This window comes from Pseudomonas sp. NPDC089554 (assembly GCF_050280645.1).
In the GTDB taxonomy this organism is placed as follows: domain Bacteria; phylum Pseudomonadota; class Gammaproteobacteria; order Pseudomonadales; family Pseudomonadaceae; genus Aquipseudomonas.
The window spans coordinates 107,134-129,258 of record NZ_JBNNVR010000003.1; the positions used below are offsets into that span (position 1 = coordinate 107,134).

The 22,125-nt window shown below is 62.6% G+C and carries 15 protein-coding genes and 2 pseudogenes; 3 read left to right on the plus strand and 14 right to left on the minus strand.

Going from position 1 to position 22,125, the window contains the following annotated elements; all coding sequences use genetic code 11:
• Positions 1–41: 41 nt before the first annotated feature.
• The 4 genes from ACQKPE_RS02125 to phhA all read right to left on the minus strand — a co-directional run bounded on the left by ACQKPE_RS02125 (position 42) and on the right by phhA (position 5,955).
• Positions 42–4,220, minus strand: coding sequence for a deaminase domain-containing protein (locus ACQKPE_RS02125; protein WP_427663112.1), 4,179 nt, complete (start codon positions 4,218–4,220; stop codon positions 42–44).
• 153 nt (positions 4,221–4,373) lie between these two features.
• Positions 4,374–4,502, minus strand: a complete 129-nt coding sequence (locus ACQKPE_RS02130; protein ID WP_427663113.1) for a hypothetical protein — start codon at positions 4,500–4,502, stop codon at positions 4,374–4,376.
• A gap of 271 nt (positions 4,503–4,773) precedes the next feature.
• Positions 4,774–5,130: a 4a-hydroxytetrahydrobiopterin dehydratase gene (locus tag ACQKPE_RS02135; protein WP_427663114.1), complete on the minus strand. Its 357-nt coding sequence runs from the start codon at positions 5,128–5,130 to the stop codon at positions 4,774–4,776.
• A gap of 39 nt (positions 5,131–5,169) precedes the next feature.
• A complete protein-coding gene (phhA, locus tag ACQKPE_RS02140) occupies positions 5,170–5,955 on the minus strand; it encodes a phenylalanine 4-monooxygenase (protein ID WP_427663115.1) in 786 nt (261 codons plus the stop codon).
• Positions 5,956–6,210: 255 nt separating this feature from the next.
• Here phhA and ACQKPE_RS02145 point away from each other — a divergent pair, with 255 nt between their 5' ends.
• Positions 6,211–7,770, plus strand: coding sequence for a sigma-54-dependent transcriptional regulator (locus ACQKPE_RS02145; protein ID WP_427663116.1), 1,560 nt, complete (start codon positions 6,211–6,213; stop codon positions 7,768–7,770).
• Between the two features lie 162 nt (positions 7,771–7,932).
• Here the strand turns inward: ACQKPE_RS02145 and ACQKPE_RS02150 are convergent, their stop codons facing one another.
• Positions 7,933–8,190 (minus strand): DUF2790 domain-containing protein, encoded by a 258-nt coding sequence (locus ACQKPE_RS02150; protein ID WP_427663117.1) that lies wholly within the window; start codon positions 8,188–8,190, stop codon positions 7,933–7,935.
• Positions 8,191–8,603: 413 nt separating this feature from the next.
• Between ACQKPE_RS02150 and acs the strand changes: the two genes are divergently transcribed.
• Both acs and ACQKPE_RS02160 read left to right on the plus strand, forming a co-directional pair.
• Positions 8,604–10,565, plus strand: a complete 1,962-nt coding sequence (gene acs / locus ACQKPE_RS02155; RefSeq protein WP_427663118.1) for an acetate--CoA ligase — start codon at positions 8,604–8,606, stop codon at positions 10,563–10,565.
• Positions 10,566–11,073: 508 nt separating this feature from the next.
• A pseudogene (locus ACQKPE_RS02160) lies at positions 11,074–11,823 on the plus strand (ABC transporter substrate-binding protein); the annotation flags it as partial.
• 8 nt (positions 11,824–11,831) lie between these two features.
• Here ACQKPE_RS02160 and ACQKPE_RS02165 read toward each other — a convergent pair.
• From ACQKPE_RS02165 to glpK, 9 genes and pseudogenes are all read right to left on the minus strand, one after another.
• Positions 11,832–12,449, minus strand: a pseudogene (locus ACQKPE_RS02165) (sigma-54-dependent transcriptional regulator); the annotation flags it as partial.
• A gap of 47 nt (positions 12,450–12,496) precedes the next feature.
• A complete protein-coding gene (locus tag ACQKPE_RS02170) occupies positions 12,497–14,401 on the minus strand; it encodes a sensor histidine kinase (RefSeq protein WP_427663119.1) in 1,905 nt (634 codons plus the stop codon).
• Between the two features lie 64 nt (positions 14,402–14,465).
• Positions 14,466–15,200: an amino acid ABC transporter ATP-binding protein gene (locus ACQKPE_RS02175; protein WP_375102102.1), complete on the minus strand. Its 735-nt coding sequence runs from the start codon at positions 15,198–15,200 to the stop codon at positions 14,466–14,468.
• The gene (locus tag ACQKPE_RS02180) at positions 15,197–15,868 is read right to left on the minus strand and encodes an amino acid ABC transporter permease (protein ID WP_427663120.1); all 672 of its coding nucleotides are present in this window, start codon (positions 15,866–15,868) and stop codon (positions 15,197–15,199) included. Before ACQKPE_RS02180 ends, ACQKPE_RS02175 begins: the two co-directional genes overlap by 4 nt.
• Positions 15,868–16,614 (minus strand): amino acid ABC transporter permease, encoded by a 747-nt coding sequence (locus tag ACQKPE_RS02185; protein ID WP_427663121.1) that lies wholly within the window; start codon positions 16,612–16,614, stop codon positions 15,868–15,870. The genes ACQKPE_RS02180 and ACQKPE_RS02185 overlap by 1 nt, the downstream gene beginning before the upstream one ends.
• Positions 16,615–16,749: 135 nt before the next feature.
• Positions 16,750–17,667 carry a glutamate/aspartate ABC transporter substrate-binding protein gene (locus ACQKPE_RS02190; protein WP_427663122.1) on the minus strand — a complete coding sequence of 306 codons (918 nt, stop codon included), beginning with the start codon at positions 17,665–17,667 and terminating at the stop codon, positions 16,750–16,752.
• A 349-nt stretch (positions 17,668–18,016) separates the two neighbouring features.
• Entirely contained in the window at positions 18,017–19,555 is a 1,539-nt protein-coding gene (gene glpD, locus ACQKPE_RS02195) for a glycerol-3-phosphate dehydrogenase (RefSeq protein WP_427663123.1), read from the minus strand.
• Positions 19,556–19,747: 192 nt separating this feature from the next.
• A complete protein-coding gene (gene glpR, locus ACQKPE_RS02200; protein WP_427663124.1) occupies positions 19,748–20,503 on the minus strand; it encodes a DNA-binding transcriptional repressor GlpR in 756 nt (251 codons plus the stop codon).
• Between the two features lie 120 nt (positions 20,504–20,623).
• Positions 20,624–22,123: a glycerol kinase GlpK gene (gene glpK, locus ACQKPE_RS02205; protein WP_427663125.1), complete on the minus strand. Its 1,500-nt coding sequence runs from the start codon at positions 22,121–22,123 to the stop codon at positions 20,624–20,626.
• Positions 22,124–22,125 lie beyond the last annotated feature (2 nt).

Here is a 22,125-nt window from a genome sequence, read left to right on the forward strand (position 1 = left end):
GAGCGGGGTTCGCCTCGGCGACCCCGCCCACAGCCAGTTACTTACTCCTTGTAGTCCAGCAGCCAACTGACGCTGAAGGACGACTTGCCATAGTCCAGGCGTAGGCGTGGCAGCACATAGCCGCCGCAGGACCGACAGGCGCTGAACAGAGTGAACACCTCGATGCTGCGCACGCGGTCGCGCTCGGCCAGCAAGTCGTCGTTGAGCACGGTGGCGATCAGGCGCTCGGCGTCCAGGTGGCGATGGTGCTCGGTGATGTTCAGGTTGTCGGGACGTCGCAGGGTAGGCAGTTCGGTAAAACGCGGTGATGGGTCCTGGCCTTCCATGCGCTGGCGCGCATCGATGTAGGACGTGTTTGGGTGTGAGGTCGGCGAGGGTGTGTCGATCACCAACCGACGGTGTTTGCCGCCGCCGGACAGCGAGAAATAGACCCGGCGACTGTCATCGTCCAGGGTGGCCGTGGCGAATGCCAGGTTGGCGCCGGGGAGGTGCTGGCGCAGTTGCCGGGCGCCCGTTTCGCTGAGCAATTGGGCGGCACTCATCGGTGTGAACGGTGCTGGGCTGCCGGTGGCGGGCAGCAAGCGGTTGAGCATCTCGGCCACGTGTTGCTGCTCGCTCGCCGCAGCCTGCCTGAGCGGACGGGAGGCGGGAATGATCTCCCGGTTCAGGCCCGCCAGGCTGATTCTGGCAACGCCGGTCAGTGCGTCCTGGGCGCTCGGGTTGGTCAGGATGTTCCTGGCGTATTCGGGCAGCATGCGCGCCTCGGCGGCGTCAAGTAGCGTCTTGAACAGGTCGGGTTCCCGCGCGGCTGTGGTACGGCCATGGTCCAGCCAGTCGCGCAGCAGTGCGGTCAGGTTGTCGATATCACGTTGCAGGTTTGGCCGGGTCGCGACGATGCGGTAGGTTTCGCTGACATCGAGGTAGCGCGCGATCACCTTGTCTTCGCGCACTCGCGACAAGATCAGGCGGTTACCCGCTGGGGGCACGGGCGAGTCGCCCGGCCTCAGCGTACCGGCGCTTAGCGCTTTCAATTGGTGGACCTGCCAGCTCGAAAGTGTCCATTGCGCGGCATAGAACACGCCTGTGTCCGCCTCGACGACTATCCAGTCATGGCCCTGCCAGTCGATGATCGCCGCGCGCAGGGTGCGCCGGTCAGGCACGGTCCTGGCCAGCCCGCCGAGGCGTATGGGGGGACAGACACGTGCGATCAGCTGTACTTGCGAGGGGGTTAGCGATTCGGGCAAGCCGAACCAGAACTCTGCCAGGGGGTCTGCCGTGATGCTTCGGTGGTATACCGCAGGGGTGATGACGCCCAGCTGAACCTGTGCTTCCTGCGGTTTGAGCGCCAGCAGTGGTTTGCTGGGCTGCCCTGTGTGCCTGGCCACTTTACCCTGAAGCACCATGACCTGCGTCCAGCGGTCGCTGGGGTGCAGGCTGTCATGCAGGCGCATGGGCGCCGGTTCGATTCGCAGGGTCTGGAAGGCATGGCTGATCTGCTGGCCGAACAGCGGCGTGTGCGTTTCGTTGGCTGCGGGTGCGAAGTTCAATGCAATGTAGTGCCCGCCCTCGTTGCGATAGGGCGCGTTCTGCAGGGTCGGGGCGGGTGCAGACAGCAGTGCTTCGGTATCGATACGCCGCAGCAGGTTGCCGGGCTCGTTGGTGTGATAGCGGTAGGCTTCACCGTTGATCAGTGTGTCGATGGCGTCGTCATTTCGAGCAATCACGATGGGGGGTGGATGCCCCTCCCATGTCAGGGGGCGTAGCGCTGGCGTGGCGGGGTCGCGGGTGAACTGGCCAGGTGTCAGGCCGGGCGGCGGTGGCTGGTCGATTTTGAAGGTTTGCGGCCAGGACGCCTGGCCCGGTAGCTCGGGCAGGCTGCGCCAGCGCCTGGGGCCAATTTGACGGGCATAGACCGCGCTGGGCAGTGTTGGCAGTTCGGACCAGCGCTTGGCTGCGGTCACCAGGCCCAGGCGTGCGCTGTGGGCGGCGTTTCGGTTGGTGCCGTACAGGCGAGCCAGCGGGCTGGTGGCGCGGCGAAGGGCGGAGGCGGCCTTGCCCACACCCAGCAGTGCGTCGAGGAGGCACGAAGCGGCATCCTGTGCGCCTTGAGGGGCGATGCACGCTGCGCCGGGCACGGTGTTCTTGATCAGGTTCCAGGCGTAGCTCCAGTTGCTGGTATTGCGTTTCTCGGCCAGGAACGCTTCGTAGCGCGTAGAGCCCTTGCACAGCGCACGCAGGGTTGCACGGTTGGCCAGGGCCACGGATTGGGCGTAGGTACGCTTCAAGGCTTGCAGCAGTTGCTGTGTGGGTGACCGGCCAATCTCGACCAGACGGCAGCCGAAGCGCTCGACCTCCCAGGCGGGTGCACCTGCGTTGTAGTCCTCGTAGCGGGGCTCCAACGCCAGGTCGGGGTGCTTGAGCGCGCTCGCGGGAATGTCCCATTCGCGCCATTGCAGGGTCTGCGGGAACAGTTCCAACAGTGTCGTGTGCTGCTCGCCCGGCAGTATCACGCGCATTCCTGCGGTGCCGACCTCCCACTGCCAGTGGGCTTCGGGGCTGTCGTCGTAAGGTGGCACCGGGCCTGCCAGTCGATAGCGCGGCCAGGTGGCGGCCTGGCATGTCCAGGGGCCTTTGCCCAGTGCCTCCAGGCAGGTTGCGGGCAGTTGCGACAATAGCCGTTGCAGCATCTGTTCGTGCAGCGTTGCCGCCGACTCCAGCCATTGCTCGAAAGCGTCGTCGAACCACTGCGTGACATTCGGCAGGCCCTTGTTCGCATAGGCCGCAGCTTCATCGATGTAGGCCTCCAGATGCAGCTGACCATCGACGTTGCGCCCGCCGGGGTCGATATTGGCGGCTTCCAGCAAACGGTATGCCTCGGCCATGCGGTCGGGACGCTGTTGCAGTTGCTCCAGGTCCCAGGCGTTGAGGTAGTGATCGTAGATGCTTTGCCATTGCTTCGCCGACCAGGGCGGTAGGCTGTCGATGTGGCCCAGCAAGGGGCCCCATTGGGTCAGCGTGTCGCACAGGGCTTCGCTGGCGCTGCTGGCATCCGGCTGTGCCACGGCGCACACCTGGTCGGCCTGTTCATATTCCAGGGGGCGTTGCGCAACGCGCAGCAGCAGGACGCCCTGGCGCAGGTTGGCCCAGTTCAGGTCTGGTTGGTAAGGGATGTCGCCGGGCACGTCGTCCAGCAACAGCTCGGGGGCGAACCGGCGCAGCAGCAGTTCAGCGGCCAGCTCGGCCGGGGCTGGGCGGCAATCCAGGCTGGCCTGCAGGCTATTGACCAGGTCCCGACGAATGTCGGCAAAGGGCAGATCGCGGTTTTCCTCGCTGAACAGTTGGAAGTCCAGCACAAAACCTGCGCGTCGCGTGTGCAGTGGATACAGCCGATCAACCATGGCCTGCTCGGCCAGGTCGCGGCGGTTGACCTGCGCGGGCAGTTGGGCGGCGTTTGCCAGGCGTTCGGCCCACTCAATGAACGACTGCGATTGCAGCAAGGCATCCAGTACTTGTGCGGCTGGGGCGTTCAATGCGGTGCCGGGCAGGGCGACCTTGCCGTATTCGTTGGGCTGGTGGCCGGCCTTGCGTTCGCGGGGTGTCGGCGCTCGGTAGCGCAACCCATGGAAGTAAAGGTGTGCATCGAGCGTTGCGAACAGGTGTTCGGTGCGACTGGTGCCTGCGGGTAGGGGCAGCAGGTGGGTCAACAGGGCGTCGAGGTCGAGGTAGCCCTCAAGCTGCAACGCTGTTGCCGGGGCAAGGGCAGGTGCCGCTTCACTGGGCAGTTCGTTGTACAGCAGCAGGCTGGCCATGAGGAATGCGTCGCGGTGCTTGAGGCTGTGGCGTCCTGCCCAGAGCGTCTGGGCCAGGCTGCAGGCTTGGTAGCCGGTGGCGGTGGGAGGGGCGGGCAATTCTCGCGGGGTTGCCTGTGTCACCAGGGTCCTGAAGAACAAGGCGCACTCATGGGGGCTGATCGCGGCGTCTGCTGGGCGTTTTAGAAAGGTATTCAGGTAGCGTGTCGCTTTCTCGCTCTGCAGCGCCTGTTGCACCCTCTGGCGCAGTTGGTGGTCCTGAAGCTGCTGGGGAAATCGGTCGTCCAGGTCGAAGGCCCGGTCGAAGTGCAGGCTGAGCGAGGTCGGCAGGTCGTGGGGGCCGGAAACGTCACTTTCCAGCACGATGTCTTGCCAAGTGATGGCTTCGATGAGGGGGGCAAGTGATGGCATGGCGCGTACTCCTCTGAAGGGAGTCGCACGATGGGCGCAGGCAGCGTGGTAATGGGGGTAGCGTGATACGACCTGGGGCAGGGCGGTGTGAAAACGTGATGACGGGGGTAGCCCGCAGGTCAGCCGTTTTCACACTGTCATTGGTGTGCGCGGTTATTCCTGGTCGGCGCTGGTTTGATCGTCACCATCCTGCTGGGCAGGTGCCGGCTCGGCGGCGTGGGCGGCAACGGTTTGCTCTTCGGGTTTCAGGCTTGGGAAGGGAAGATTCGGGATTTCATGCATCTCGTCGTTCCTCGCAAGTGAGAGTAAAAGGGCAGCGCTAGGCGCATTCGGTGGCTTCGAAAAGCTGGGGCAGGATACAGCAGTCTGGATGACAGTTTGTGATTTTTCCGCCGCGTTTGTCGGTTTTTGCGGGCGGATATCGAACAGGCAGCAGCGGTGAATGCTTCGCGGGCAAGCCCGCTTCTACAGGGACCGCGCCGTTCTCAAGGGCAGCGCATAATCTGTAGGAGCGGGCTTGCCCGCGAAAAAGGCGACGCGACGTGTCAGTGGATTACTTACGCCCGTCGGCCGTCTTGGCCACCTCGTCGGTGCGTGCGCACATGATGAAATCGTTGCGGTGCAGGCCCTTGATCGAGTGGCTCCACCAGGTCACGGTGACCTTGCCCCACTCGGTCAGCAAGCCCGGGTGATGGCCTTCGGCTTCGGCGATCTCGCCCACGGCATTGGTGAAGGCCAGGGCGTGCTTGAAGTTCTTGAACAGGAATACGCGCTCCAGCTCCATGTGGCCGTCGCGTACTTCGATGCCCCAATCGGGGATTTCGCGAATCAGCTCGGCCAGTTCTTCGTCGGTCACCTTCGGCGCGTCGGCGCGGCACGCTTCGCAATGGGCTTGGTTCAAGGCATTCATGGGGGTTTTTCCGGTTCGAGTTGTTGTCGGCAAGGCGGCTCAGGCCGCCTTGGGTGGAAATTTCGGGGCGTGCAGGCCCAACTGCGTGGCCTGGCGGACCATGGCCATGATGTCCTCATGGGCCAGATCGAACAGACGCTTGAGGTCAGGCAGTACGAAATACAACGGCTGCAAGATGTCGATGCGGTACGGCGTGCGCATGGCCTCGATCGGGTCGAAGGCCTGGTGCTCAGGTTCGCCGGACAGGCAATAGACGGTTTCCTTCGGCGAAGAGAGGATGCCGCCGCCGTAGATCCGCTGCCCCTGTGGGGTGTCCATCAGGCCGAACTCGATGGTCATCCAGTACAGGCGCGCCAGGTACACGCGTTCTTCCTTGGTCGCCGCCAGGCCCAGCTTGCCATAGGTGTGGGTGAATTCGGCGAACCATGGGTTGGTCAGCAGCGGGCAGTGGCCGAAGATCTCGTGAAAGATATCGGGCTCTTGCAGGTAGTCCAGTTCCTCCGGGGTGCGGATGAAAGTGGCGACCGGGAAGCGCTTGCTGGCCAGCAGTTCGAAGAAGGTCTGGAAGGGGATCAGTGCCGGCACGCGAGCAACTTGCCAGCCGGTGGTGGCGCCCAGCACCTTGTTGATCTCGCCCAGTTGCGGGATGCGGTCGTGGGGCAGCTTGAGCTGCTCGATACCGTCGAGATACTCCTGGCAGGCCCGGCCTTCGATCACTTTCAGCTGACGGGTGATCAGGGTGTTCCACACCGCATGCTCTTGCTGCGGGTAGTCGATAAAACCTTGCGCATCGGGCTCACGGGCCACGTAGTGCGTCTGTTTCATGGGGCGCTCCTGATGAGGGCTTTCTTGTTATGAACACGACATGCCCTAGGAATATCCCTTCATCCATCGTTTTGCACCGCGTGCGCCAGGCTTGTGGAGCCGCCGTTATGCTCATTTTCGTAACGAAAATTTTACAAGGTGGGCAAAGTTCCGGAGAATCGCGGCTATCAAGCTGCTGGTTATAATGGATTTGTCAGCTTTTCTTTACGAATTTTCCGCGTGCCGATCAGAAATATGGCCGCGTCGAGGCCTTCCATGCGTATCAAAGTGCATTGCCAAAACCGCATTGGCATCCTGCGGGACATCCTCAACCTCTTGGTGGAGTACGGTATCAACGTGCTGCGCGGCGAGGTGGGCGGTGACCACGGCAACGCCATCTACCTGCATTGCCCCAACCTGATGAACCTGCAGTTCCAGGCGTTGCGGCCCAAGTTCGAGTCGATCGCCGGGGTCTTCGGTGTCAAGCGTGTCGGCCTGATGCCCAGCGAGCGTCGGCACATGGAGCTCAACGCCTTGCTTGGCGCCCTGGAGTTCCCGGTGTTGTCGGTAGACATGGGCGGCAGCATCGTCGCCGCCAATCGTGCCGCCGCTCAGTTGCTCGGGGTGCGGGTGGACGAGGTGCCGGGCATGCCGCTGGCGCGCTATGTCGAAGATTTCGACCTGCCGGAACTGGTGCGGGCCAACAAGTCGCGGGTCAATGGCCTGCGCATCAAGGTGCAGGGCGATGTATTCCTCGCCGATATCGCGCCATTGCAGTCCGAGCACGACGATAGCGAAGCGCTGGCCGGCGCGGTGCTTACCCTGCATCGCGCAGACCGTATCGGCGAGCGTATCTACAACGTGCGCAAGCAGGAGCTGCGAGGTTTCGACAGTATCTTCCAGAGTTCCAGGGTGATGGCCGCCGTGGTGCGCGAGGCGCGACGCATGGCGCCATTGGATGCGCCGCTGTTGATCGAGGGCGAGACCGGCACCGGCAAGGAACTGCTTGCCCGTGCCTGCCACCTTGCCAGCCCACGGGGCCAGGCGCCGCTGATGGCGCTCAACTGTGCGGGGTTGCCGGAGTCGATGGCCGAGACCGAGCTGTTCGGCTATGGCCCAGGTGCGTTCGAGGGCGCGCGAGCCGAAGGCAAGCTGGGGCTACTGGAGTTGACTGCTGGCGGCACGCTGTTCCTCGATGGGGTGGGCGAAATGAGCCCGCGCTTGCAGGTGAAACTGCTGCGCTTCCTGCAAGATGGCTGCTTCCGCCGGGTCGGCAGTGATGAAGAGGTGTACCTGGATGTGCGGGTGATCTGCGCGACCCAGGTAGACCTTTCCGAGCTGTGCGCTCGTGGCGAATTCCGACAAGACCTCTACCACCGGCTCAACGTGCTGTCGCTGCATATCCCGCCGCTGCGCGAGTGCATGGATGGCCTGGACGGGTTGGTGCAGCATTTTCTCGACCAGGCCAGCCGGCAGATCGGTTGCGCCTTGCCACGCTTGGCTCCGGCGGCGATGGATAAGCTGTCGCAGTACCACTGGCCGGGCAATGTGCGGCAATTGGAGAACGTGTTGTTCCAGGCGGTTTCGTTATGCGAGGGCGGGGTGGTCAAGGGCGAACATATTCGTCTGCCGGATTATGGCGTGCGCCAACCCTTGGGTGAATTTTCCCTGGAGGGCGAACTTTCGGATATTGTCGGGCGGTTTGAAAAGGCGGTGCTGGAAAGTTTGATGAGTGAATTTCCCACCAGCCGGGCATTGGGTAAAAGGCTGGGGGTGTCGCATACCACGATTGCCAATAAGTTAAGGGATTATTCATTGGGCAAGTCGTCGGAGTAAACGCTTGAAAGTTGTGGTTTTAATGCTGGCCTCTTTGCGGGTAAACCCGCTTCCACAAGTACGGCGCCATTCTTAGTATCAGCGGTGAACCTGTGGGAGCGGGTTTACCCGCGAAGAGGCCAATGCGAGGTTGCTGTTCAGCGCCGGCAGTGGCGCTCGACATCAGCCGTTGGAGCAGCCATTACCCATCACGCGGTACTTCAGAACATGCCGCTGGCCCTTGGAATCCTCGTAGGTCATGCGGGCGGGGACCACCTCGCAGACGTTGGGCACTTCGCTCATGGAGATCACCCGGGCGATGTCCAGGTGTTGCGAGTAGGTGTATTGCTCGACCGGAATCTGCTCGGCATCCTTGGCCACTTCATCGGCGAACGCCGTGGTGCAAAGACTGCCAAGTACCAATGCCAGTAACGCTTTCATTTTCAATTTACCTGTCTAAGGTCGTGAAGGGGCGCGCGGCACTTATGGCGCCGCGTGACATCCAGTTTTCAGCGGTTGGATTAGATGAGGATTAACTTGCCGTGGTGGGGGGTAACAAGAAGTTAATCATTGTGCCGTTGTGGGCGAGATGAATTTTATGGGCGGGCCTGGCAATGAAACAGAGGCGGTTTTGATAAAGTTTTTTGGTCTTTTGACAAAATCTGTAACAATCCCGCTGCGAATGCCTGTCGCTCTATTCTTCATTCGAGTACAGGGCCCGATCTAGAAGCCTTTTGTGATTTTGCCAGGGCCGGGGAGGGAGTCGGTACTACCAACGTCGAATGGCCTTGTTCGCGCTGATGCAGTTAAAAACGGTTCCATACAAAAACAACTATTACACCGAGGTAACACAGATGAGTGCGGCTCCACTGTATCCCGTTCGTCCCGAGGTTGCGGCTACCACCCTGACCGACGAGGCCACCTACAAGGCCATGTACCAGCAATCGGTGGTTAACCCGGACGGCTTCTGGCGCGAGCAGGCCCAGCGTATCGACTGGATCAAGCCCTTCACCAAGGTCAAGCAGACCTCTTTCGACGACCACCACGTCGATATCAAGTGGTTCGCCGACGGCACTCTGAACGTTTCCTACAACTGCCTTGACCGCCACTTGGCCGAACGCGGCGACCAGATCGCCATTATCTGGGAAGGCGACGACCCTTCCGAGCACCGCAACATCACCTACCGCGAGCTGCACGAGCAGGTCTGCAAGTTCGCCAACGCCTTGCGTGGCCAGGACGTGCACCGCGGCGACGTGGTGACCATCTACATGCCGATGATCCCGGAAGCCGTAGTAGCCATGCTGGCCTGCGCCCGTATCGGCGCGATCCACTCGGTGGTGTTCGGTGGCTTCTCGCCCGAGGCCCTGGCTGGCCGGATCATCGACTGCAAGTCCAAGGTCGTCATCACCGCCGACGAAGGCGTGCGCGGCGGTCGTCGCACCCCGCTGAAGGCCAACGTCGACCTGGCGCTGACCAACCCTGAAACCAACAGCGTGCAGAAGATCATCGTGTGCAAGCGCACCGGTGGTGATATCGCCTGGCACCAGCACCGCGACATCTGGTACGAAGACCTGATGAGGGTCGCCGCCAGCCACTGCGCGCCGAAGGAAATGGGCGCCGAGGAGGCGCTGTTCATCCTGTATACCTCCGGCTCCACCGGCAAGCCCAAGGGCGTGCTGCACACCACCGGCGGCTACCTGGTCTACGCCTCGCTGACCCATGAGCGGGTGTTCGACTACCGCCCAGGTGACGTCTACTGGTGCACCGCCGACGTTGGTTGGGTCACTGGCCACAGCTACATCGTCTACGGCCCGTTGGCCAACGGCGCTACCACCTTGCTGTTCGAAGGCGTGCCGAACTATCCGGACATCACCCGCGTGTCGAAGATCGTCGACAAGCACCAGGTCAACATCCTCTACACCGCGCCAACCGCGATTCGCGCGATGATGGCCGAAGGTCAGGCCGCCGTTGCAGGTGCCGACGGTTCGAGCCTGCGCCTGCTGGGTTCGGTGGGCGAGCCGATCAACCCCGAGGCCTGGAACTGGTACTACAAGACCGTCGGCAAGGAGCGTTGCCCGATCGTCGACACCTGGTGGCAGACCGAAACTGGCGGCATCCTCATCAGCCCGCTGCCAGGCGCCACCGGCCTCAAGCCAGGTTCGGCGACCCGTCCGTTCTTCGGCGTGGTGCCGGCGCTGGTGGACAACCTGGGCAACCTGATCGAAGGCGCCGCCGAGGGCAACCTGGTGATCCTCGATTCCTGGCCAGGCCAGTCGCGTTCGCTGTACGGCGACCACGACCGCTTCGTCGACACCTACTTCAAGACCTTCCGTGGCATGTACTTCACCGGTGACGGCGCGCGCCGCGACGAAGATGGCTACTACTGGATCACCGGCCGCGTGGACGACGTGCTCAACGTGTCCGGGCACCGCATGGGGACCGCCGAGATCGAGAGCGCCATGGTGGCTCATGCCAAGGTCGCGGAGGCGGCGGTGGTGGGTGTGCCGCATGACATCAAGGGGCAGGGCATCTATGTGTACGTGACCCTCAATGCTGGCGAGGAGCCGAGCGAGCAATTGCGCCTGGAGCTGAAGAACTGGGTGCGCAAGGAAATCGGCCCGATCGCTTCGCCGGATGTCATCCAGTGGGCGCCCGGCCTGCCGAAAACCCGCTCGGGCAAGATCATGCGGCGTATCCTGCGCAAGATCGCAACCGCCGAGTACGATGCACTGGGCGATATCTCCACCCTGGCCGACCCAGGGGTGGTGCAGCACCTGATCGACACCCACAAGGCCATGAACCTGGCTTCGGCCTGATGAAGCATTGGGCTACCTGCTAGCCCCGTTGTGGAATCAAAGACCCCGCCCTCACCGGCGGGGTTTTTGCATTCTGTTACCGACATTCATCGGTAACCGTTGTCTGTCACCGCTTTCGCACAAAAGCGGGGCGCTCGGGAACAGCTGGTGCCTTCTCTTGGTGCTTGCCCTGTAGGGTTTTCTGCTCTTGCACTGTCGGACTTGCCGGATTACAAGGCTTTGCCAATAATAGGCCCGCTAATTGCTTCAGCTAAAGGTTATTTTCCCTTGCGCCTTGGCATGTTTTGCTGGCGCTGTCAATATCGCCCACCGCGGTTCAAGGTGCTTCTGTAACTAGTTGTCGCTTTGAAGAAATATCGACTACCGGGCTGTCGTTAAAATGCCACCTACTCGCTCGTGGTCTGCGACCTTGGTCGAACCCTGCGCGGCTGGCGTTGTACCCATTCGCATATCGGACAGCTGTTGCAGGCTGCCTCGTATTATTGCCCCGTACCGATGGAGTTACCTGATGAAGAAGCTTGCACTGCTTGGCGCCCTGGCGCTGTCTGTGTTTTCCCTGGTATCGCAGGCCGATGAGAAGCCGTTGAAAATCGGTATCGAAGCCGCCTACCCACCGTTCGCCTTCAAGCAGCCCGATGGCAGCATCGCTGGCTTCGACTACGACATCGGCAACGCCCTGTGCGAAGAGATGAAGACCAAGTGCACCTGGGTCGAACAGGAGTTCGACGGCCTGATCCCGGCGCTGAAGGTACGCAAGATCGACGCTATCCTGTCGTCCATGTCGATCACCGAAGACCGCAAGAAATCGGTCGATTTCACCAAGCGCTACTACCTGACTCCAGCGCGCCTGGTGATGAAGGAAGGCGTCACCGTGAGCGACAGCCTGGCAGAGCTCAAGGGCAAGAAGATCGGCGTGCAGCGCGGCTCGATCCACGACCGCTTCGCCAAGGAAGTGCTGGCTCCTAAGGGCGCCACCGTCGTACCTTACGGCACCCAGAACGAAATCTACCTCGACGTCACCGCTGGCCGTCTGGACGGTACCGTGGCCGACGCCACCCTGCTGGAAGACGGTTTCCTGAAAACCGACGCTGGCAAGGGCTTCGCCTTCGTCGGCCCGTCCTTCACCGACGTGAAGTACTTCGGTGACGGCGTCGGTATCGCCGTGCGCAAGGGTGACAAGGCCAACGCCGACCGCATCAACGCCGCTATCGACGCGATCCGCGCCAACGGCAAGTACAAGGCGATCCAGGATTATTACTTGCGGCTGGCTTTGTCCTCGTGGCCGAAGATTTCGCTCTCGAACAGGTTTTCCGGCAGGCCACCGCAGTTCAGGGCCACGAACGGTTGGCCCTGGCGCCGGCTGAAGTCGTGCAGGCAGCGGGCAACCAGTTCCTTGCCGGTGCCGGTCTCGCCTTCGATCAGCACGTTGGCCGAGGTATCGGCGACGTTGGCGATCAGTTCGCGCAGGTTCTGCATGGCCGGCGAGCGGCCGATGATGCGTCCCTCCAGCGTGCTCTGGCCCGCCAACTGGCGGCGCAGGGCGAACACCTCGCGGGACAGCCCGCGCTGTTCGAGGGCGCGGCGCACCACATCCACCAGCCGCTCCGGCGAGAAGGGTTTCTCCATGAAGTCGTAGGCGCCGTTGCGCATGGCGCCGACCGCCATGTCGATATCGCCGTGGCCGGTGATCAGCACCACTGGCAGGCTGCGGTCGCGGGCCTTGAGGCGGCCGAGCAGCTCCAGGCCGTCCATGCCGGGCAGGCGGATATCACTGACGACGATGCCGGCGAAATCATCGCCGATGCGTTCCAGAGCCTGTTCGGCACTGCCGACCCCTTCGCAGGCGATGTCTTCGAGCGCCAGCGCCTGCTGGCAGCCGAGCAGCACATGGGGGTCATCTTCGACGATCAGTACGGTCAAGGGGGCTGGGGTCATGGGCGCTCTGCCGATTCGGTGGTGGGCGTGGCCAGGGGCAGGGTCAATACGAAGGCCGTGCCGCCGGCAGCGGGGTGCTCGACGTTCAGGGTGCCCTTGGCGGCAGTGGCCAGGCTGGCCGACAGGGTCAGGCCGAGGCCCAGGCCGTGCTCGCCCGGCTTGGTGGTGAAGAAGGGCTCGAACAGATGCTTGCGTGCCTCGGCGTCGATGCCGTGGCCATTGTCGCGCACCCGCAGGCGGTATTTGTCCCCCAGATGCTCGCCTTCCAGCCACAGTTGCGGCATGGGTTGGGTGGCCATGGCGTCGAGGGCGTTGCCGATCAGGTTGACCAGAATCTGCTCCAGGCGGGTCTGGTCGATGGCCAGTTGCTGGTCGTCGAACTGGCTGTGCAGTTGCAGGTGACAGCCAGCGATGCGGTTGCCCAGCACTTGCAGGCTGGCGTCCACGGCGCTGGCCAGCGAGGCCTGGCCGCTGTCGTCGCCGCGCCTGGCGAACGAGCGCAGGCTGGCAGTGATGCGGCCCATGCGGTCGATCAGGTCGTTCATGGTGCGCAGGTTGGTACTGGCGATTTCCAGTGCGCCGCGCTCGAGGAAGCGCACGGTGTTGCCCGACAGCGTACGCAAGGCCGCCAGGGGTTGGTTCAGTTCGTGGGCGATGCTGGTGGACATCTGGCCGATGGCGGCGAGTTTGCCGGCTTGCACCAGCTCGTCCTGGGCGTGGCGCAGGGTCTGCTCGGCGTGCCGACGCTCGCGGATCTGCCCCTTGAGCCGCTCGTTGCTGGCGCGCAGGTCGGCGGTGCGCTCGGCGATGCGTCGCTCCAGCTGGCTGTTGGCTTCTTCCAGCGCCTCGCGGGCGGCCAGGCGCGTGGCGATGACCTTGCGCCGCTCGTTCCAGGCGATGCCGAGGATCGCCAGCAAGGCGAAGGCCACGCCGACCAGGATGCCCTGCACCATGGATTCGCGGCGCAGGTCCTGCAGTGGCGTGAGCAGGGTGAAGTGCCAGGGTGTATCGGCCAGGCGGCGGGTCTGGGCCAGGTAGGTCATTTCCCGGGCTTCGCCGGGGGCGGTTTCGCTGTTGGCCGGGAAGGTCAGTTTCTCCACGCCGTCGCCAAGGGTCTCGCGGGCCAGGGGCTCCAGCTCGTTGAGCGGCCACCAGTAGTACTGCAGGCTGCGCGCCAGGTTTTCCTTGATTTGCGGGGTCAGCGGGCGCACCGATTTAAGCCGGCGTGCCGGGTCGCTGGAGAGAATGATGATGCCGTTCTCGTCGCTGACGAAGGCTTCCAGGCGGGCGCGTTGCCAGCGTTCCTCCAGGGCTTCCAGGCGTACCTTGATGACGGCCACGCCAATGATCTTGCCGTGTTCTTCCAGGCCATGGGCCAGGTAGTAGCCGGGCTCGCCCGTGGTGCTGCCGATGCCATAGAAACGTCCAGGCTGGCCACGCACGGCGTCCTGGAAATAGGCACGGAACGACAGGTCCTCGCCGAGGTAGGAGTCGACATCGCGCCAGTTGCTGGTGGCCTGGACCCGGCCGCTGGTGTCGAGGACATAGATTGCGCGGCTGCGGCTGCGACGGTTGAGGCCCTCGAGGTATTCGTTGACGACCTGGCGCGAGGCGCCATCAGGGTCGGTGAGCAATTGCGAGACGCTGTCTTCCAGCTCCAGCAGGCTCGGCAGGTAGGTGTACTTGCTGATTTCGCTTTCCACGGTCCGCGCATGCAGCTCGAGCTGGCGTTCGCCGTTCTCGCTCAAGGTGCGGATGCCGTTGGTTTCGCTGACCATGTAGCCAGCCAGCCCCAAGCCGACCATCAGCAGGATGATCAGTGGCGGTAGGAACAGTTGGCGGATCAGGCGGGATTTCACGGCAGGCTGTGTGGGCAAAAGGAGCGAATGATCGCATTTCATCACAGTGGCCTTGTCACGACCAGCACCCGCTGCCCGGTGGGGCCGGGCAGGGGGCTGGCATCTATCAGTGCTGCAGGATCTTGCTGAGGAAGTGCTGGGTACGTTCGTGGCGGCCTTCAGGGTTGCCGAAGAAGTCTTCCTTCTGGCAGTCCTCGATGATGTTGCCTTTGTCCATGAAGATCACCCGGTTGGCGACCTTGCGGGCGAAGCCCATTTCGTGGGTCACGCACATCATGGTCATGCCTTCGTGGGCCAGCTCGACCATCACGTCCAGTACTTCGTTGACCATTTCAGGGTCCAGCGCCGAGGTCGGTTCGTCGAACAGCATGACGATCGGGTCCATCGACAGCGCACGGGCAATGGCCACGCGCTGCTGCTGGCCGCCGGAGAGCTGGCCGGGGTGCTTCTTGGCGTGGGCGCTCAGGCCTACGCGCTCGAGCAGGGCCAGGCCTTTCTTGGTGGCTTCCGCTTCGCTGCGGCCGAGCACCTTGCGTTGGGCAATGGTCAGGTTCTCGGTGATGGTCAGGTGCGGGAACAGCTCGAAGTGCTGGAACACCATGCCCACGCGCGAGCGCAATTTCGGCAGGTTGGTCTTCGGGTCGGCGATGGAGGTACCGTCGACCACGATGTCGCCCTTCTGGAACGGCTCCAGCGCGTTGACGCACTTGATCAGGGTGGACTTGCCCGAGCCGGACGGCCCGCACACGACCACCACTTCACCTTTCTTGACCTCGGTGCTGCAGTCGGTCAGCACCTGGAAGTCCCCGTACCACTTGTTGACGTTCTTGATGGAAATCATACGGCGATCCTTTTTTGCAGGCGCTTGACGAGCCACGAAGCAGAGAAGCTGATGAGGAAGTAGACGACACCGGCGAAGATCAGGAACTCATGGGAGCGTCCGATGATGTCGCCGTTGGCGCGGGCCGAGTTGAGGAAGTCGACCAGGCCCACGGTGTAGACCAGCGAGGTGTCCTGGAACAGGATGATGCTCTGCTGCAGCAGCAGCGGGGTCATCTTGCGAAACGCCTGGGGCAGGATGATCAGGCGCATGCACTGGCCATAGCTCATGCCCAGGGCCTGGGCGGCGCCCATCTGGCCCTTGGAGATCGACTGCACGCCAGCACGGACGATTTCGCAGAAGTAGGCCGCCTCGAACATCATGAAGGCCACGACGCAGGAGGTGAACGCACCCACTGGGGTGTCTTCGCCGGTGATCCAGCGCAGCACGAACGGCACCGCCAGGTAGAACCAGGTGATGACCAGCAGCAGCGGGATCGAGCGGAAGTAGTTGACGTAGGCACCGGCCACGTTGGCGAGTAGCTTGTTCGACGACAGGCGCATCAGGGCCAGGATGGTACCCAGTGCGATACCGCCGATGACGCCCATGACCATCAGCTTGAGGGTCATGATCATGCCTTCCCAGAGGGCCGGCAGGGCGGGGATGATTTCGCTGAAATCCATCTCCATTACTTACCTCCCACGGAGATCAGGCCAGGCACCGCGACTTTCTTCTCGATCATGCGCATGAACAGCATCAGGCCCATGTTCAAGGTGAAGTAGATCAGCGTCGCCAGGGTGAAGGCTTCGAACAGGTTGGCGGAGAACTCGGCGGTCTGCTTGGTCTGGGCCAGCAGCTCCATCAGGCCGATCAACGAGGCCACCGAGGAGTTCTTGAACACGTTCAAAAATTCGGAGGTGAGCGGCGGAATGATGATCCGGTAGGCCTGCGGCAGCAGTACGTTCATGTAGATCTGCGGCAGGCTGAAGCCCATCGCACGCCCGGCCGCTTCCTGGCCACGGGGCAGCGCCTGGATACCGGTACGCACCTGCTCGCAGACTCGCGCGGCGGTGAACAGGCCCAGGCAGATGACCACGCTGATCAGTGCCGAGGTGGTCGGGTGGAGGTCCTGCTTGAACCACTCCTGCAGGCCTTCTGGCAGCAGGTCCGGTACCAGGAAGTACCAGATGAACAGCTGCACCAGCAGCGGCACGTTGCGGAACAGTTCGACGTAAGCGGTGGCAATCCCTGACACCAGGCGGTTTGGCACGGTACGCATGACGCCGAGCAGCGAGCCCAGCAGCAATGCGATGATCCAGGCGATGATGGCGATGGCGATGGTCCAGCCCAGGCCGGTGATGTACCAGTCCAGATAGATTTCGCTGCCCACGCCGGTGGACTTGAAGAACACGCCCCAGTCCCAGTTGTAATTCATCGGGATTTCCCCTCAGACGGTTGTTTCACGGGCACCTTCCAGCATCCAAGGGCACCTGGTGCCCTCGGAGCTAAAGGTTAGACACTAACGAGTGACCCGCACGGCTAATTCATGTGCGGGCCACGATCAGGGGTATCAGGACTTCTTCTCGTCCGCAGCCTTGTCGGTCGGTTCGGCGATCAGTTTCTTCAGCTCGTCGCTCATCGGGAACTGCAGGTTCAGGCCTTTTGGCGGGATCGGCTGCTGGAACCACTTGTCGAAGATCTTGTTGATCTCGCCCGACTTGTAGAGGCCGACAATGGCGTCGTCCACGGCTTTCTTGAACGCATCGTCACCTTTGCGAACCATGCAGCCGTAGATCTCGTAGGACTGCGGAGTACCGGTGATGACCCAGTCGGTAGGCTTCTTGGCCTTGGCCATTTCACCGGCCAGCAGGGCGTCGTCCATCATGAAGGCAACGGCGCGGCCGCTTTCGAGCATGTTGAAGGCTTCGCCGTGGTCCTTCGCGGAAATCACGTTCATCTTCATTTGCTTGTCGGCGTTCATCGCCTTGAGCAGGCGCTCGGAAGTGGTACCGGCGGTGGTCACGACGTTCTTGCCGGCCAGGTCCGCGAAGTCCTTGTAGGATGGCTGGCCATCCTTGACCTTGGTCAGCAGACGGGTGCCGACTTCGAAGATGCCCACCGAGAAGCCGACCTGCTGCTGGCGCTCGACGTTGTTGGTGGTGGAACCACACTCCAGGTCGACGGTGCCGTTCTGAACCAGCGGGATACGGGTCTGGGAGGTGACCAGGTTGTAGCGAGGCTTGACTTCGCTGCCCAGTTGCTTGCTCAGGGCTGCGACGACGGCCAGTTGGATGTCATGGGAGTAGCCGACGGGGGTAGAACCACCGGCCAGGTAGGAAAACGGAATGGAGGAGTCACGGTGGCCCAGGGTGATGGAGCCGGAATCCTTGATCTTCTTCAGGGTGCCGGTCAGCTCTTCGGCCATGACTGGCGAAGCGAAGATGGCGGCCGCGATGGTGGCGCCCAACAGGTGACGAACGATACGCATCAAATTTTCCTCAGACGTTTGTTTTTTTTATGGAGCCGTTGGCGGACTCTTCGTTCAACGAACACAACATAAAGCGGTGTGCATTCGGCTGATCAGTGTAGAGCATGACTCGTGCCAAGCAGGGGAAATGACGTCAACGCCTTGAATATCGGGGTTTTTATTTTTTTTGAGGTGTTTTTTCTGAAAGTTGGCGTACGCCTTTCCGAACGGATTGTTTATTGGTGTTCGGAAATCCGAATGGATTAGTAGCTTTTGACTATGTCCGCCTGCGGCGAGAAACGAATGCGGGGCACATCCGGGGCGATTTTCATTTGCCACGGATGTGCCCCGCATTGATTTGCAGTGTCGGTCAGGCCGCGCGAACTCGTGCCCGGTTGAGTTCGGCCCGTTGCAGGTAGTCGATGAGCGCCTGTTGCTGGTCCGTGCCCAGGAACAGCCCCAGTTTGGTACGACGCCAGAGGATATCGTCGGCACCCAGTGCCCATTCCTCGGCGCACAGGTAGTCCACCTCGCGGGTGAACAGCCCGCCACCCAGGGCCTGGCCCAGGTCGTCCGGCCCCTGTACACCGTCGAGCAGGCGCCAGGTGCGGCTGCCGTAGGTCAGTACCCAGCGTTTGGCGATGTCTGGCGCAAGCCAGTCGTGGCGGGCCAGTACTGCGTCCACCAGGGCCTGCACGCCGGTCATGCTCTCGCCCCCAGGCAGTGGGGCGCTGGCGGTCCAGCTGCCGCGCATCTGGGTGAAGTACGGCTTGAGCTCGTCCATGGCCGATTCGGCCAGCTTGCGGTAGGTGGTCAGCTTGCCGCCGAACACCGACAGCAGCGGCGCCTGGCCTGCATCGGCGGACAACGCCAGGGTGTAGTCGCGGGTGACCGCAGAAGGGTTGTCGGACTCGTCGTTGCACAGCGGGCGCACGCCAGAATAGGTGTGCAGGATGTCGGCGCGGCCCAGTTGCTGGTTGAAGTGCGCGTTGACCACCTTGAGCAGGTAGTCGGTTTCGGTTTCGGTGATCGCCACCTTGGCCGGGTCGCCGCTGTATTCGCGGTCGGTGGTGCCAATCAGGGTGAAGCGCTCGAGGTAGGGAATGGCGAAGACGATGCGTTGGTCTTCGTTCTGCAGAATGTAGGCATGTTCACCTTCGTACAGGCGCGGCACGATCAGGTGGCTGCCCTGGATCAGGCGAATGCCATAGGGCGCGTCGAGCTTGAGGTCGTTCTTGATGAAGCTGGCCACCCAGGGGCCGGCGGCGTTTACCAGGGCGCGGGCGCGAATGGTGCGCAAGCTGCCGTCGGCTTGTTGCAGCTCGACCTCCCAGACGCCATCTACACGTTCGGCGCGCAGGCAACGGGTGCGAGTCTGGATATGCGCGCCTTTTTCCCGCGCGGCCATGGCGTTGAGTACTACCAGGCGGGCATCGTCGACGGCGCAGTCGGCATATTCGAAACCGCGGGTGATGCTTGGCTTGAGTGGGTTGCCCGGGCCGAAGCGCAGGCTACGCGAAGCACCCAGGCGCTTGCGCTTGCCCAGGTGGTCATAAAGGAACAGGCCGGCGCGAATCATCCAGGCCGGGCGCAGGTGCGGGCGGTGGGGCAGCACGAAGCGCATCGGCTTGACGATGTGCGGGGCCTTGGCCAGCAATACTTCGCGCTCGGCCAGGGCTTCGCGTACCAGGCGGAATTCATAGTGCTCCAGGTAGCGCAGGCCGCCGTGGATCAGCTTGCTGCTGGCCGAGGAGGTGTGCTGGGCCAGGTCATCCTTTTCGCAAAGGAACACCTTCAGGCCGCGCCCGGCAGCATCGGCAGCGATACCCACGCCATTGATGCCGCCACCGATCACGGCAAGGTCATAGCAGTCGGCATGGGGCAGCTGGGACGATGTGGGTTGGGACACGGGCAAGGCCTCCTGGGGCGATTCATAGCGAATATGAACATCAATGTTCGTTTTCGAAAATGTTAGCGCAATAGAAAGGCGGTCGCCAGTCAGTCCTTATAGAAAAAGCTGATTAGGTGACAGGGAAATGAACATTAACGAACATAAAGCGCTGTGCGGCACGGGTGTAACCCGCGCCGGTGCAGATAGGTGTCAGACCACGTCCAGACGAATCTTGTGCTGGTTCAGCAGTTGGGTCAGCGCGGGGGTGGGGGCCTGGTCGGTCACCAGGCAGTCGATCAGGCTGATCGAGCCCAGGCGGACCATGGCATTGCGGCCGAACTTGCTCGAGTCGGCAGCGAGTATCACTTGCCGGGCATTGGCGATGATCGCCTGGGAAACCCGCACTTCCTGGTAATCGAAGTCCAGCAGGCTGCCGTCCTCATCGATGCCGCTGATGCCGACCACGGCGAAGTCCACCTTGAACTGGCTGATGAAGTCGACGCTGGCCTGGCCCACCACGCCGCCATCGCGGCGCACGGTACCGCCGGCCACCAGCACCTCGAAGTCGTCCTTGGCACTGAGGATCGAAGCCACGTGCAGGTTGTTGGTGATGACCTTCAGGTGGTTGTGGTTGAGCAGCGCGCGGGCGATGGACTCGGTGGTGGTGCCGATGTTGATGAACAGCGAGGCGTGGTCGGGTATCTGCCGGGCCACGGCCTCGGCAATGCGCTGCTTCTCGTCGCGCATCTGGTCGGCGCGCATGGCGTAGGCGGTGTTCTCGATGCTCGAGTCATAGGCGGCGCCGCCATGGTAGCGACGCAGCAGGTTCACTTCGGCCAGCTGGTTGATGTCGCGGCGGATGGTTTGCGGCGTGACGACGAACAGCTGGGCCATCTCTTCGATACTGACGTAGCCACGCTCACGCACCAGTTCGAGGATTTGTTGTTGGCGGGGGGGCAGATTCATGGGCGGTCCTTTGGGGCTGCCGGAAAAATGCTGCAATGATGCCGTAGGAAGGAGGGTAGGGCCAGTGTGCGAGTAGTCTCATCGCGGGCTTGCCCCGCGATGAGGTCGACAAAGTCGGGGTCAGTTCTCGGGGGCTTCCCAGTCGCGGGTGCGCTCGATGGCCTTCTTCCAGCCGGCGTAGAGTTTTTCTTTGCTCGCTTCGTCCAGTTGCGGGCTGAACTCGCGCTCGATGATCGCCTTGTCGCGCAGCTCGTCCAGGCCGCTCCAGAAACCTACCGCCAGGCCTGCCAGGTAGGCGGCGCCCAGCGCCGTGGTCTCGCGCATTTTCGGGCGCTCGACGCAGGTGCCGAGGATGTCGGCCTGGAACTGCATGAGGAAGTTGTTGGCCACCGCACCGCCGTCCACGCGCAGCTCTGTCAGGCGTTGGCCGCAGTCGTGCTGCATGGCGTCGAGCACGTCGCGGGTCTGGTAGGCGATCGACTCCAGGGCGGCGCGGATGATGTGGTCGACCTTCACCCCGCGGGTCAGGCCGAACAGCGCGCCGCGGGCGTAGGGGTCCCAGTAGGGGGCGCCGAGGCCGGTGAAGGCTGGTACCAGGTAGACGCCGTTGCTGTCCTTGACCTTGCTGGCAAAGTACTCGGTGTCGAGAGCGTCGTTGACGATCTTCAGCTCGTCACGCAGCCACTGCACGGTGGAGCCGCCATTGAACACCGCACCTTCCAGGGCATAGGCCACTTCACCACGCGGGCCACAGGCGATGGTGGTGAGCAGGCCATGGGAGGAGGCCACGGCCTTGTCGCCGGTGTTCATCAGCAGGAAGCAGCCGGTGCCGTAGGTGTTCTTGGCCTGGCCAGGCTCCACGCACATCTGGCCGAACAGCGCCGATTGCTGGTCGCCGGCGATACCGGCGATGGCGATGCCGCTCTTGGTGTGGCCATAGACTTCGGAAGAGGCGCGCACTTCGGGCAGCATCTGCCGGGGAATGCCGAGGATCTCCAGAAGCTTTTCATCCCATTGCAGGCTGTGGATGTTGAACATCAGCGTGCGCGAGGCGTTGGTGTAGTCGGTGACATGCACCTTGCCACCGGAGAATTTCCAGATCAGCCAGCTGTCGACGGTGCCGAACAGCAGCTCGCCGCGCTCGGCGCGTGCTCGGGCGCCTTCGACGTTGTCGAGGATCCACTTGAGCTTGGTGCCGGAGAAGTAAGGGTCGGTCACCAGGCCGGTGGCCTCGCGGATGTACGCCTCGTGGCCATCGCGCTTGAGCTGGGCGCAGATCTCGGTGCTGCGACGGCACTGCCAGACGATAGCGTTGTACACCGGGCGGCCGGTTTCCTTGTCCCACACCACCGTGGTTTCGCGCTGGTTGGTAATGCCGATGGCGGCCACCTGGGCATGGCTGAGGCCAGCCTGGGCCAGGGCCTCGACCATGGTCGCGCTTTGCGTGGCGAAGATTTCCATCGGGTCGTGCTCGACCCAGCCAGCTTGCGGGTAGTGCTGGGCGAACTCGCGCTGCGAGGTGCCGACCACATTGGCGTCGCGGTCGAAGATAATCGCACGGGAGCTGGTAGTACCTTGGTCCAGGGCGATGATGTAGTGCTTATCCTGGGTGTCTGTCATGG

What these genes read in the sequence shown, in the direction of transcription:
- ACQKPE_RS02125 (WP_427663112.1), bottom strand. Translation starts at nt 4,220, where the DNA reads ATGCCATCACTTGCCCCCCTCATCGAAGCCATCACTTGGCAAGACATC.
- ACQKPE_RS02130 (WP_427663113.1), bottom strand. Translation starts at nt 4,502, where the DNA reads ATGCATGAAATCCCGAATCTTCCCTTCCCAAGCCTGAAACCCGAAGAG.
- ACQKPE_RS02135 (WP_427663114.1), bottom strand. Translation starts at nt 5,130, where the DNA reads ATGAATGCCTTGAACCAAGCCCATTGCGAAGCGTGCCGCGCCGACGCG.
- phhA (WP_427663115.1), bottom strand. Translation starts at nt 5,955, where the DNA reads ATGAAACAGACGCACTACGTGGCCCGTGAGCCCGATGCGCAAGGTTTT.
- ACQKPE_RS02145 (WP_427663116.1), top strand. Translation starts at nt 6,211, where the DNA reads ATGCGTATCAAAGTGCATTGCCAAAACCGCATTGGCATCCTGCGGGAC.
- ACQKPE_RS02150 (WP_427663117.1), bottom strand. Translation starts at nt 8,190, where the DNA reads ATGAAAGCGTTACTGGCATTGGTACTTGGCAGTCTTTGCACCACGGCG.
- acs (WP_427663118.1), top strand. Translation starts at nt 8,604, where the DNA reads ATGAGTGCGGCTCCACTGTATCCCGTTCGTCCCGAGGTTGCGGCTACC.
- ACQKPE_RS02170 (WP_427663119.1), bottom strand. Translation starts at nt 14,401, where the DNA reads ATGAAATGCGATCATTCGCTCCTTTTGCCCACACAGCCTGCCGTGAAA.
- ACQKPE_RS02175 (WP_375102102.1), bottom strand. Translation starts at nt 15,200, where the DNA reads ATGATTTCCATCAAGAACGTCAACAAGTGGTACGGGGACTTCCAGGTG.
- ACQKPE_RS02180 (WP_427663120.1), bottom strand. Translation starts at nt 15,868, where the DNA reads ATGGAGATGGATTTCAGCGAAATCATCCCCGCCCTGCCGGCCCTCTGG.
- ACQKPE_RS02185 (WP_427663121.1), bottom strand. Translation starts at nt 16,614, where the DNA reads ATGAATTACAACTGGGACTGGGGCGTGTTCTTCAAGTCCACCGGCGTG.
- ACQKPE_RS02190 (WP_427663122.1), bottom strand. Translation starts at nt 17,667, where the DNA reads ATGCGTATCGTTCGTCACCTGTTGGGCGCCACCATCGCGGCCGCCATC.
- glpR (WP_427663124.1), bottom strand. Translation starts at nt 20,503, where the DNA reads ATGAATCTGCCCCCCCGCCAACAACAAATCCTCGAACTGGTGCGTGAG.
- glpK (WP_427663125.1), bottom strand. Translation starts at nt 22,123, where the DNA reads ATGACAGACACCCAGGATAAGCACTACATCATCGCCCTGGACCAAGGT.